The sequence below is a fragment of the Microcystis sp. BLCC-F210 genome (assembly GCF_042134685.1).
In the GTDB taxonomy this organism is placed as follows: domain Bacteria; phylum Cyanobacteriota; class Cyanobacteriia; order Cyanobacteriales; family Microcystaceae; genus Microcystis; species Microcystis aeruginosa_D.
In genome coordinates this window covers 3,282,036-3,293,821 of sequence record NZ_CP169647.1, presented here as the reverse complement: position 1 = coordinate 3,293,821, position 11,786 = coordinate 3,282,036, and the positions used below count along the sequence as shown (strand labels likewise).

At 41.2% G+C, this 11,786-nt stretch carries 11 protein-coding genes and 1 tRNA gene; 10 read left to right on the top strand and 2 right to left on the bottom strand.

The window, feature by feature from the left end; genetic code table 11:
* Positions 1-67: 67 nt before the first annotated feature.
* The 4 genes from ACE3JL_RS15800 to ACE3JL_RS15785 all read left to right on the top strand — a co-directional run bounded on the left by ACE3JL_RS15800 (position 68) and on the right by ACE3JL_RS15785 (position 4,287).
* Positions 68-2,101, top strand: a complete 2,034-nt coding sequence (locus ACE3JL_RS15800; protein ID WP_375327895.1) for an N-6 DNA methylase — start codon at positions 68-70, stop codon at positions 2,099-2,101.
* 393 nt (positions 2,102-2,494) lie between these two features.
* Complete coding sequence (locus ACE3JL_RS15795) at positions 2,495-3,142, top strand: PEP-CTERM sorting domain-containing protein (protein WP_271989190.1); 648 nt, start codon at positions 2,495-2,497, stop codon at positions 3,140-3,142.
* Positions 3,143-3,626: 484 nt separating this feature from the next.
* A complete protein-coding gene (locus ACE3JL_RS15790) occupies positions 3,627-3,875 on the top strand; it encodes a hypothetical protein (protein ID WP_004157468.1) in 249 nt (82 codons plus the stop codon).
* Positions 3,868-4,287, top strand: a complete 420-nt coding sequence (locus ACE3JL_RS15785) for a putative toxin-antitoxin system toxin component, PIN family (protein WP_004157470.1) — start codon at positions 3,868-3,870, stop codon at positions 4,285-4,287. The genes ACE3JL_RS15790 and ACE3JL_RS15785 overlap by 8 nt, the downstream gene beginning before the upstream one ends.
* A 160-nt stretch (positions 4,288-4,447) precedes the next feature.
* Here ACE3JL_RS15785 and ACE3JL_RS15780 read toward each other — a convergent pair whose 3' ends face one another.
* Positions 4,448-5,989: an NAD(P)H-quinone oxidoreductase subunit N gene (locus tag ACE3JL_RS15780; RefSeq protein ID WP_271992322.1), complete on the bottom strand. Its 1,542-nt coding sequence runs from the start codon at positions 5,987-5,989 to the stop codon at positions 4,448-4,450.
* 507 nt (positions 5,990-6,496) lie between these two features.
* Here ACE3JL_RS15780 and pipX point away from each other — a divergent pair.
* From pipX to ACE3JL_RS15755, 5 genes are all read left to right on the top strand, one after another.
* Positions 6,497-6,769, top strand: a complete 273-nt coding sequence (pipX, locus tag ACE3JL_RS15775; RefSeq protein WP_002733869.1) for a transcriptional coactivator PipX — start codon at positions 6,497-6,499, stop codon at positions 6,767-6,769.
* Positions 6,770-6,772: 3 nt separating this feature from the next.
* Positions 6,773-7,432 (top strand): YggS family pyridoxal phosphate-dependent enzyme, encoded by a 660-nt coding sequence (locus ACE3JL_RS15770; RefSeq protein ID WP_375327894.1) that lies wholly within the window; start codon positions 6,773-6,775, stop codon positions 7,430-7,432.
* Between the two features lie 319 nt (positions 7,433-7,751).
* Positions 7,752-8,324: a cell division protein SepF gene (locus ACE3JL_RS15765; RefSeq protein ID WP_002788446.1), complete on the top strand. Its 573-nt coding sequence runs from the start codon at positions 7,752-7,754 to the stop codon at positions 8,322-8,324.
* 125 nt (positions 8,325-8,449) lie between these two features.
* Positions 8,450-9,262 carry a pyrroline-5-carboxylate reductase gene (gene proC / locus ACE3JL_RS15760; RefSeq protein ID WP_375327893.1) on the top strand — a complete coding sequence of 271 codons (813 nt, stop codon included), beginning with the start codon at positions 8,450-8,452 and terminating at the stop codon, positions 9,260-9,262.
* Positions 9,263-9,442: 180 nt separating this feature from the next.
* Complete coding sequence (locus ACE3JL_RS15755) at positions 9,443-10,963, top strand: glycosyltransferase family 39 protein (protein WP_271992485.1); 1,521 nt, start codon at positions 9,443-9,445, stop codon at positions 10,961-10,963.
* A gap of 19 nt (positions 10,964-10,982) precedes the next feature.
* Here ACE3JL_RS15755 and ACE3JL_RS15750 read toward each other — a convergent pair whose 3' ends face one another.
* The gene (locus tag ACE3JL_RS15750; protein ID WP_271992488.1) at positions 10,983-11,519 is read right to left on the bottom strand and encodes a metal-binding protein; all 537 of its coding nucleotides are present in this window, start codon (positions 11,517-11,519) and stop codon (positions 10,983-10,985) included.
* Between the two features lie 81 nt (positions 11,520-11,600).
* On the opposite strand from ACE3JL_RS15750, the gene ACE3JL_RS15745 reads away from it, so the two are divergent.
* A tRNA-Val gene (locus tag ACE3JL_RS15745) sits at positions 11,601-11,672 on the top strand.
* Positions 11,673-11,786 lie beyond the last annotated feature (114 nt).

The window sequence follows — 11,786 nt, the reverse complement described above, 5'->3', positions numbered from 1 at the left end:
TCAAGACTAAAAATATTCTATCTATTCAACAACCCGCAACAGAAAACATTCAAATCAAACTCGAAAAATGAAAGAGCAAGGATTGTTATTTTCCGAAGATAGTCTGTTACCTGAAAAACTCCCGCAAATTCAGGAATTACGACCTTCTAACAATCTTTCCGCAGTTTTTGAAGAGTGCCATAATTATATTTACGCCAACGAAGGAATGCTCAAAGACAAGATTTTTCACGAGATGGTTAAACTAATCATCATCAAACTTCATGATGAAAAATCTGCCAAGCAATCTGTAAATTTTGGCGTTACAGCAAATGAATATAAAGCCATCGTCGCCAATAAGTCCGATGAATTTATGTCGCGTCTCAGTCAATTATTTACCTCCATCAAAAATCATTATCGGGGATTTTTCACCGATGACACATTCAAGTTAAAACCTTTGACTCTTGCTTATATTGTAGGCAGGTTACAGTACATTAATTTAACTAAAACATCTGGGGATATAAAAGGTGAAGCCTTTCAGACTTTTGTAAATAGACACCAGCGTGGAGATAGGGGAGAATTTTTTACCCCTCACCCAATTGTCCGCCTTGCGGTTGAAATGATAGACCCCAAACCAAACGAAAAAATTATAGATCCTGCTTGTGGAAGTGGTGGTTTCTTAATTCAAGCAATAAACCATGTTCGACAAAATAACCCGGAGTTTAATATAGCAAGTTTTGTGCAAGAAAGTATTACAGGAATTGAATTTAATCCCGATGTCGCCCTTTCGGGAATGATTCGTTTAGTTTTTGAAGGTGGCACAGGTTCAGAAATTATCTGCACTAATGCGCTTATCGAAGATGAAAAATTAAATAATTCCTTTGATGTTATCTTGACCAATCCTCCTTTCGGAAATAAAGGCAAAGTAGAAGACCAGAAAATTCTTCAATCATATCTTCTTGCCCGTAAATGGCATAAATCAGCGTCCAATGGGTGGGAAGTTTCCCCAACCATTTTAGCGGGTCAGTCGCCCGATATTTTATTTATTGAGAAATCTATAAAATTATTGCGGGCAGGTGGACGCATGGCGATTATTCTGCCCGATGGTTTATTACAAAATATCTCTAATGGACCGATTCGCCATTGGTTGCGCTCCCAAACAAAAATATTAGGGGTTGTTTCCATACCGCCGGAAGCATTCGTGCCATACGGTACAGGAATCAAAACATCACTTTTGGTAGTTCAAAAATTACCAGCAGACAATGATTCTTGTTTTATGGCACAAATCAAAAAAATAGGCTATGACGTTAAAGGACAAACAATATATAAGCGCAACGAGTCGGGAGTTATAGCCCGAACAAAATCAGGTTTGCCAATAGTTGACGATGATATAAATGATATTTCTCAATCTTTTACGTCATTTATCAACGGCGAATTTGCACAAAACAGCGATTGTATTTATACAGTTAAGAACACCCTGCTCAATTCGAGACTGGATGCCGAACATTATTTACCCAATGACCAAAAATTATTAGAACATCTAAAATCTATTGGGGCGAAACCTTTAGCTGAAATTGCCGATATTTTGAGAGCTGCGGCTGATTTTCGTTTAGCTAGGGACAGTGAAATTAGATATATAGCTATTTCCGATGTTGATTATCGTACAATGCAAGTTGTTTCCCAACAAATAATTAAGGCACATGAAGCCCCATCTCGCGCAACTTATAGATTGTACAAAGGTGATATTATTACAGCAATTTCAGGAGCAAGTACAGGAACACCACGCCAAGCAACAGCCCTAATCACGGAAGATGAAGACGGGGCAATTTGCTCAAATGGATTTTCAGTATTAAGAAATATTCAGGGAGTCGAGCCTTTGTTTTTATTAGTATATATGCGAACAGACTTTTTTTTGCGTCAGATTAAAAGGTACATGACAGGTCATGCTATTCCTACTATTTTAGTAGATGATTTGTCTAAAGTTTTAGTGCCTATTCCACCCAAATCTGAACAGCAGAGACTCGCCAAAAGTATGGCCGAAATTCAAGCAATTAGAAAAGAAGCGTTAAAGGCAAGTGAGAATGTGGTTAACGAAATGAGTCTTTTACTTGGCCAATTTGAGTAAGGCAAAAAGCAGGTTAAGCTTAGAACAAGTCTTAAGTAGGTAGGCGTTAAAAATCATCAGACACCCCTCTTATCAAGGGGGGATCAAAGACAAAATCTATCTTCAATTTAATTAAAACCACTTACTTAATACTAAATCCGGTTATTAAAAACTGATTATTTATTCACCCTTTTGTCTGTCCTGATATGTAGCCTATATTCAACGAATTTAGTATGAGTCGCTAGTCGAGGAGAAAAATGTAAAGATTTATTAAATTGTAACTTTTGATACATTTGTGGGGGGGGGAATGTGTATCTTTATCACTGTCCTCCTTTGGTCTTGGGTTGGGCTGTTGCTTGACCAAGCTGCGAGGAAGACGATAGTTGCCTCTATTCACCCGTTTGCTCAATCAAGATGATTAAAAACCGATTAATTCCCACCCTAGCTTTAGCTGGCGCAACTTCTCTCGCCGCTATGCTCACTCCTGTGGCAGCAAAGGCCGTTACTTTTACTGTTAACCGCAGTTGGAGTCAATCAGGTAATAACGCTTCTTTAGTGGGAACCGTAGATGTGGCAATAGGTAGCTATACTATCGATGTCACTGGTAATCCCAATCCCTTTACCAACGTTAACCTTACCTTGACGGTTAATACTAATTCTTTTACTTTAGATGCTGCAGACACTTCTAATATTACCGGAACAGGGCAATTTTTGGTTAATGCCACATCTTCAACGTTAACTTTTAATACAGCTAATGCTAATGGGAGTAACCTGGCTTTTTTACTGTTTGTGAACTCGTCCACGGGTTTCAGTGATCCATTTTATTCAATTGGTTCTGATAATAGTCCTGGTTTTGAAATCGCCGTCGGTACATCACCAAATGTTCTTGCTTCAGTATCTTTCCCCGTAACTTTTGGGACAGCGCAAACAGCACAACAAGTACCTGAACCCTCCTCCCTCTTTGGTCTTGGAGTTCTCGGTACTCTCGGCGCAGCTTCAACCCTCAAGCGCAAACTGAAGCCATCCAAATCAGCCGAAAAAGAAACCACAAAAGTTGGCTAAATTGCTCACAAAAAATACAATAAATGCCCCTTTAATTAGCCAGTTGAGGGGGGTTTATTTGGTTCTTCCGAACTTACAATGTAGAAAATTCCCCAAGCTCCCTCTCTGTCCAGCAATGCTCTAAAGTTGATAAATATCAATCTAACAAAAATTCAAAGCTTTACTATACAAGCTTTACAAGCATAAGTTGTTAATAGTTTTACATGACAGGTTCGGTAGAGCCGTTTATTTTTAGTCCATGTTTCTATTCATTGATTTTTTTTATCCAATGGCAACTTTTAAATCATACTAAATCCGTTGAGTAACGCACAGAAAACGGGTTTCTCCGAGAAACCCGTTTTCTGCTAATGCAATCATGCAAAAAGGGGAATAAATAATCAGTCTTTAATAACCAGATTTAGTATCAATAGGGTCAAATTGAATGAATATGATGATTTTGTGCTACAATAGAGGTCTGTTAAAAGTAAAAAAACAATCAATTACCATGAATAGCAAGACAGAAATCACTATTCAAGTTCCTTTAGAAATTGCTAGATATTACGCTAAAATTAAACCCAATGACCGAGCGAACATAGAAAACAAATTAACTGAAACTATTCAATTAGAATTAGAAAAATATCGTCAAAAAGCAGCGGCGAGATTATCAACGATTATGGATCAAGCTAGTGATGAAGCAGAAGCTAACGGATTAACTCCAGATATTTTAGCCTCTATTTTAGAACAAGATGAATAAACCACGATTTGTTTTTGATGCTAATGTGATTGTTAGTGCTTTTTTATTTAAAACCAGTTCACCTCGTTTGGCTTTAGAAACTGCCAAGAATCAGGGCATAATTATCTTATCTGAGACGGTTCTTGATGAACTTAGCAACGTTTTATCTCGTCCTAAATTTGACCGCTATTTAGCTAGGTTAATTCGCCAAGAGCTACTAGAAACATTAGTGGCATCATCTTTATTAGTGAAACCGTCAGAATCTGTCAATGAGTGTCGAGATGCCAAAGATAATAAATATCTAGAGTTAGCAATTAGTGGTCATGCGGAATCTCTTATTACAGGGGATGAAGATTTGTTAGTCTTGAACCCATTTAGAAACATTAAAATCATCACTGTATTAGAATTTTTGGAGACTTATTCCGTCACCTGATGGGGTTTATAGGGAAGTGGGGGGTGGGGAGAAACAATTCATAACTTGAGAGTTAATCACATTATTAAAAACGGATTAGGTGTAGGGCTAATTCCGGAATTAGCCCTACAATAGGCGTTGTTATTCTGATCTGACAACGCCGATAAATCAACAGCGATTCTCAATTAGCTTGGGAAATGTGGGTCGCCAGGGCCGCCGATTGTAGGATGGGGGTAGTGGTGACGGAATCCGTCGCTAGGGTAAAGAGAGGATTGGAAAGGATACCAGCTAGGGAAGTCGCCACTAGGGAGAGGACAATACCCACCTGTAGGGGACGCATCCCGGTAAGAGTCCAATTGATAACGGGGTAATTTTTCACCGCATCGGACATCTCTTGGGGTTCCTTGACCACCATCATTTTGACCACACGGATATAGTAGTAAATCGAGGCCACACTGGTGACTAAACCAACGAGGACGAGGGCATAAAGTCCCGCTTGCCAACCGGCCCAGAATAGATAAATCTTACCAAAGAAGCCCGCTAGAGGCGGAATTCCCCCCAAAGAGAGCAGACAGATGCTTAAACAGAGGGTTAGCAGCGGATCTTTCTGGTAGAGTCCCGAATACTCAGCGATCTGATCGGTTCCAGTTCTGAGAGCAAAGAGAATCACACAGGCAAAAGCCCCTAGGTTCATGAACAGGTAAATTAACAGATAGAAAATCATGCTAGAGTAACCCGCGTCAGTACCGGCGGTTAAACCAATCATGACAAAACCCGCCTGACCGATCGAGGAATAGGCTAACATCCGTTTCATGCTAGTTTGGGCCAAGGCGACCACGTTGCCGAGGATCATGCTCAAAATGGCTAGGGCAATAAAGATAAACCGCCATTGTTCGCTGACTAGACCGAAAACCGTCACTAATAGGCGAATTGCTAGGGCAAAACCGGCCGCTTTGGAACCCACCGAGAGAAAAGCGACCACGGGAGTGGGTGAACCTTCGTACACATCAGGAGTCCACTGGTGAAAGGGAACCGCCGAAATTTTGAAAGCGATACCGGCGATCACAAAAACCAATGCGATCGCCAAGGCCAAAGACTGACCACCGTTAACAGCGGTTAATTTTTCGGCAATGGCACTTAAACTGGTTTCACCTCCGGATAAACCGTAGAGAAGGGAAACACCATAGAGGAAAATCGCCGAACTAGAAGCTCCAATTAACAGGTATTTTAAAGCAGCCTCGTTCGATCGAGGATCCCGCTTCATGTAACCAGTCATTAGATAGGAGGAAATACTGAGCATTTCTAGGGAGATGAAAATCATCACCAATTCACTAGCGCCAGATAGGAACATTCCCCCGATAGTCGCAGTGAGCATAATGGCTAAGAATTCCGCTAGGGAGGTTCCCGCTTGTTCCACATAACGCACCGACATCAGCACTGTGGAGGCGGTAGAAAGGGCAATAATCCCCCTAAAGACGATACTGAGATTATCCCCCTCAAAAGCCCCTAAAAAAGCCACCGGTTTCGGATTGTCCCAGGTAAAGTAGAGAGCAACCACGGCAGCGAGCAGACCAGCGATCGCAACGTAGGGCAGCCAACTTCTGGCACTCCGTCCCACGATTAGATCGCCGATTAAAATTACCATCAGGGTAATAATCAGAATTCCTTCGGGCCAGATAACGCCGGCATTTAGCTGACTGGCAACAAGACTAGAAAAATCCATATTGATTGAGGTTAAAGGAATTTGAAGTTAAAAAAGGCTTAATACAAGCTTAGGGCATTTGATCAGCGATTCAGTGATCAGTTATCGGTGACCACTGATCCGGTGTGAGTTTTCAGTTCACCGATCGCCGCTATCGGGTTAAAATTTATCAAAAACCAGATAAATTTGAGATAATCTTAGTTTTTATCGTTAGTTTAGTTCTCTCTTGTCTTTTTAATCTTCCTGTCTCGGATTCTCCTCAGCTAAGGGAGAATCTTTGATTTTTGCAGCCGAGCTAATTTCTGATGGTGACAACTTGTCACCAAAATGTATCCACGTTAACAGGGAAAAAGTGAAAACTCAGGAAATCATGACATAGACTAGCATCGTTAGTTGTCATTCAAGGATTCTGGTAAAATCAAGCTAGGGAAACCCTCGAAAAATCAATTGTTTTTGAGCCATCCGCTTGATTTTGTTGTGGAAAAACTTTCTAGTTCGCTCCCTCCTTTTCCTTTAGCGATCGCTTGAATGAGTAACGAAACCTATCTCAATCATCCTACTTTCGGTCTATTATACAGAGTGTGTCTATTAGAAGAACATCGGGAATTATTCACCACTCTTTATGCCCAACGTCTTTTTTTTCTGGTGACGGTGGGACCCAAAAAAGTCTCGTTCGATCCGATTAGTCGTTCCGATGCTCGTCTTTTGGTGGAAAACCGGCTGCGGAATTTGCGCCGGGGCAGCAATGTGCAAGAATTTAACAGTCTCAACCAAACTTATCAACAAACCTTTTCAGTCTAGTTCATGACGATCGCTAGTCGTATCGAGTCCATCCGTCTTACCCTACCCCCCTGCACGCGTCTGATTGCCGTCAGTAAACAGGTATCGAGCGATTATATCCGTCAAGCTTACCAAGCAGGAGTGAGAGATTTTGCCGAAAGTAAGCTACAGGAAGCAATCTCAAAGCAGCAAGAACTAAAAGACCTGCCAGATATTTCTTGGCACTTTATTGGGCATCTACAGGCAAATAAAGCCCGCAAAGTCCTAGAATCTTTTGATTTAATCCATTCCCTCGATAGTTTAAAATTAGCCCAAAGACTCGATCGCCTAGCTGGGGAATTAGAGATTAATCCCCAAGTTTTGCTACAGGTGAAAGTTGTCCCCGATCCCGATAAGTTCGGTTGGGACAAGGCCGAACTCCTAGCAGATCTTCCCGCTTTAGTCAACTGTCAACAGCTAAAAATTCAAGGTTTGATGACAATTCTGCCCCGGGGATTATCGGCTGAGGAAAAGTTAGCCGCCTTTGAAAAAACCAGCGATTTAGCCCAAATCATCGAGAATAGCTCTAGTTTATGCCTGCCTCATCTATCCATGGGAATGTCTAACGATTATCCCCTGGCCATCAACGCCGGAGCCACTTTGATCCGGGTGGGAACTGGCATTTTTGGCGATCGCATTTACTGAACAATCTGCGTAAATTCACAGAAAAAAAACCCAGAAATTTTAATCATTGGTGATAATATATCTTAAAATTACAGCGTTCAGTCTAGAAACTGGTGGTTAGAAATGAGGAATTGACTTTTTCCCAATCCCTAAAAACTATCCCCTGATAACTGATAACTAAAAAGAGGGAACTAACCGCTGCCTCCAGACGACTAAAATGACGAACCCTTAACAAAATAGTTCCCCTGTACCAAGCGAGAGCAAAGATTGTTAAAGGCCACCAAATAACCCCGACTCTAGACAAGAACACCCAAAAAAATCTTTTGAAGGACATTAGACTGTGAACAACATTTTTACCAAACTCAAAGATTTTGTCGGCATCTCCGAACAACCAGAAGATGAAGATGAAACCGACTACGAAGAAATGAACTGGGAACAGTTTTCCCCCCAAGAGAAGGATCAAAACGAAGAAGAAGAACCCCTTAATCGTCGTCAACGCGAACCTTTAAATCTCAATACAGCCACATCTATGGGACTCAACAGAAGCAACGTGATCGGTATGCCAGGTATTAACAATAATAATGCAGAAGTAGTCGTGATCGAGCCTCATTCCTTCGAGGAAATGCCCCAAGTTATCCAAACTCTGAGAGAACGCAAATCGGTGGTTTTAAACCTCAACGTCATGGATCCCGAAGAAGCACAAAGAGCCGTGGATTTTGTCGCTGGTGGCACTTACGCAATTGATGGTCATCAAGAACGCATCGGTGAGAGTATTTTCCTATTTACCCCCAGCTGCGTTAAAGTTAGCACCCTTTCCGGAACTATTCACGATATCGCTGATAACCCGAAAATGGCTCGTCCCGTTTCCTCCGCACCTGCTTGGGGAGCCGAAAGCAGTCGATTAGCTCAATGAATCCTTCCATAGTCCTCTCGTCAAGTTTGTCGAAGCTAGAAATCGATCGATTTATCGAGAGGATTCGCTTTTTTCTAGGTAAGACCGCTTAATCTCTCTTTTTACTTTTTACTTTAAAAAATACTGTGTCTATTCGTTTAGGAATTATTGGCGGTGGAGTGATGGCCGAGGCCATTCTCAGCCGTTTATTAAAAAAAAATATTTATAGTCCGGAAGCGGTGTTAGTTAGTGAACCCCAATCCCAACGGCGCAACTTTTGGGTTAATACCTACGGAGTGCAAGTCAGTGAGGATAACCGGGAAGCCGCTAGAGCAACTGAGGTGTTAATCTTAGCGGTAAAACCGCAAATTTTAGAGCAAGTAGTGAACAGTTTGCTAGGAATACCCGAAAAACCGCTAATTATCTCGATTTTAGCGGGAGTTACCCTCAATCGCTTAGAAATGGGTTTTCCCGATCGCCCCGTAATCCGGACGATGCCCAATACCCCGGCCACGGTGGGACAAGGGGTTACAGCGATCGCATCCGGTCGTTATGCGGAACCGGAACATCTGGCCGTAGCTAGAGATATTTTTGCTGCGGTCGGTTCGGTGGTGGAAGTTCCCGAGGCTTTGATGGATGCGGTAACGGGATTATCGGGATCGGGCCCGGCATTTGTGGCCTTGATGGTGGAAGCTTTAAGTGATGGTGGTGTGGCGGCCGGATTACCGCGATCAATCGCCTCTCAATTGGCCATAGAAACAGTTTTAGGGACGGCAACCCTATTAAAAGAATCGGCCATACATCCGGGTGAATTAAAGGATCGCGTCACTAGCCCCGGGGGAACTACGATTGCTGGGGTGAGACAATTAGAAAAAGGCTCTTTTCGATCGACTATTATCGAGGCAGTAGTGGCGGCCTATCATAGATCTAAAGATTTAGGGCGTAGTTCCGAAAAGTAATTTTTGTATCTTTTTTAACCCACAAGTAGGTAGGCGTTAAAAACATCAGACACCCCCCTTATCAAGGGGGGCTAGGGGGGATCGAACCTAAAATCCATTTTTAATTTAATTATAACCAGCTACTTAACTGATGTCTCGATCTGTGATAGGATACGCAGCAATTCTTGTCCAGAAAAAGTTATGAATAAGAAATCTTATCGTTTTGATTTAATGGCATTAATTGCCATTGCTGTTTTTTTTCTGGGGATTGTTTTCTGGAAAATCCCGCTTCATTATCCCTATATCCTTAATTTTGATGAAGCGGTGGCCCTGGTACTTGCCTACGTCACTAAACAAGGTTATCGTCTCTACGAACAAGTTTGGCACGATCATTTATCGGGTTTATCTCTTTTACTAAATGGTTGGTTAAGCTTGACAGGATTTACTATCCATGCCGCGCGCCTTATGGTGCTTTCTTTGTCCACAATTATGTTAGGATTTTTTTATCTAATTCTGAGAGTTAATTGCGGAATATTTGCCTCGTGTTTATCGGTATTTATTCTCTCAACCTGTCTAGTGTATATTACCCTGTCAACGACAATGTTGCGGGAGTTACCCTCACTTTTTTTTATAATCTTAAGTATTTTTATCATCTTTAAAGCCGTTCAATCTACTGGTAAGCGTAAGTATGGACTGTATTTACTTAGTGCCATTGCTTTCGTTTTTTCCCTGCAAATTAAACTTTCAGGCATTACTATTATCCCAACTGTAGCTTTAATCATTTTTCTCAATCAACAGAATAGTTTTATTAAAAAAATCATTGATATTGTTATTTGGTTAGTCGCTGTTGTTTTAGTCTTTGTCTTAGGTTCCCTGACTATTTTTCCTTTTTCCTACGAAAATATTATTAAATCTCATGTCAGTGTTGCCGCTAGTTTCGCTCAGGAAAATCTCACCTTATGGACTCTCTTACAAAGCGCCCTACAACACGAACCAATTTATCTAATTGTGACAGCGATCGCTATTATAGCGATGGTTTTTACTCGCAATATAATACCACTGTTACCGCCCTTGGTTTGGTTAGGTTCTAATCTGTTCAGATTTGCCACAGTCGCCCCAATTTGGCCTTATTATTATATCCATTTAATTATTCCTGCCGTTTGGATAATTGCCTTATTTGTAGAACAGTTAAAAATTACTGATAGTCTCGGAAAATTTAGGCAAAATCGCCAAATAACCAGAGTATTAATGCTTAAAATGCTAATTTTTCTCCCCCTGTCTGGTCAATTTCTCTTTAATACCTTAAGAATAATCACCAATCGTGATCCCTCAATTAATGCCTACGTTCAATATAATAAAAAGTATAAACCTCTTTTGGCAGAAGCTGTGTTTGAAAAATTTAAAAACTCCGATAAACTTCTGTTAACCGATAATCCTCACTACATATATCAATATTTCTTGAAAACACCCCCAGAAACTGCTGTCATCACCAGAAAGAGATTCCTCAATCAGAATCTCGATGGGGATTTTATCCTAGAAGTTATTGAAAAAAGACAGCCAGATTTGGTTTTTCTCTATCGATTTGAAAAGCAATTTCTGCAATCACCAAAACTCAAGGATTATTTAGAGAAAAATTATATCCAGTTTCCCGACCAGCAAGAAAAAGGAACCCTCTTTATCAGTCCGAAAACTTGGCAAGAATATCAAAGTAAGGCTAATTAGAAATTGTGGACGGGGATTATTAACGTTTTTTCTTTTTTACCGGTTTTTGAGCCACTTTTTGAGAACGTTTATAGGCCGATCCGATCCAATCACTACAACTATGACTCATCGCTCCTAATTCTAAACCTAGGAAAATAGCAATCGCTACCCGGGGATACTGTTGCCATAATGCGATCGCTTGCTGCGGCCACAGTCGCCAATCCCAGTCTATACCCCAGAAACTTTGCAGGATCGCAATGATCATGATCGCAGCTAGTAAAAGAAAACTAGCAAGATAAAATAACCGAAAAATTGTGCCGATCAATAAACCGTGGGATAACCAACCGCGATGACGGATCATAGAACGATAGGGTAGCCACAACCAGCGCAGATAACCCCAACGTTTGTATTGTACCGAGTGGATGTCAAGATCTGGCCCAAACAGGAATCCGCTAAACAAATAACTGGCCAAGAGTAACAGGGTTAATTTACCACTGCCACTGACCAAAAAACTCGCCCCCGCAATCGGTGGCAACAGAATTAGGGTAATGCGATCGTGAGTTCGACCAGAGGGCATCAGAAAAAAATTAACTTGCTCAAAAAAATAATATACTTTTTTGAAAATATATGTTATGCTGAGAAAGTGCGAAATTGATTGGGGCGTTTAGCTCAGTGGTAGAGCGCCTGCCTTACAAGCAGGATGCCGTAAGTTCGACCCTTACAACGCCCATTTTATTAGATTCTTGCCTTGTCAAGCTTTCACTCCTGATCGCAGGTTGAGATTAAAACTGTTGAGGGGGATTGCTGCTGGATGGCAAAATTGGGACTAATTGCTGGTAAGCTG

What these genes read in the sequence shown, in the direction of transcription:
- ACE3JL_RS15800 (WP_375327895.1), top strand. Translation starts at nt 68, where the DNA reads ATGAAAGAGCAAGGATTGTTATTTTCCGAAGATAGTCTGTTACCTGAA.
- ACE3JL_RS15790 (WP_004157468.1), top strand. Translation starts at nt 3,627, where the DNA reads ATGAATAGCAAGACAGAAATCACTATTCAAGTTCCTTTAGAAATTGCT.
- ACE3JL_RS15795 (WP_271989190.1), top strand. Translation starts at nt 2,495, where the DNA reads ATGATTAAAAACCGATTAATTCCCACCCTAGCTTTAGCTGGCGCAACT.
- ACE3JL_RS15750 (WP_271992488.1), bottom strand. Translation starts at nt 11,519, where the DNA reads ATGCCCTCTGGTCGAACTCACGATCGCATTACCCTAATTCTGTTGCCA.
- ACE3JL_RS15780 (WP_271992322.1), bottom strand. Translation starts at nt 5,989, where the DNA reads ATGGATTTTTCTAGTCTTGTTGCCAGTCAGCTAAATGCCGGCGTTATC.
- ACE3JL_RS15755 (WP_271992485.1), top strand. Translation starts at nt 9,443, where the DNA reads ATGAATAAGAAATCTTATCGTTTTGATTTAATGGCATTAATTGCCATT.
- ACE3JL_RS15785 (WP_004157470.1), top strand. Translation starts at nt 3,868, where the DNA reads ATGAATAAACCACGATTTGTTTTTGATGCTAATGTGATTGTTAGTGCT.
- pipX (WP_002733869.1), top strand. Translation starts at nt 6,497, where the DNA reads ATGAGTAACGAAACCTATCTCAATCATCCTACTTTCGGTCTATTATAC.
- ACE3JL_RS15770 (WP_375327894.1), top strand. Translation starts at nt 6,773, where the DNA reads ATGACGATCGCTAGTCGTATCGAGTCCATCCGTCTTACCCTACCCCCC.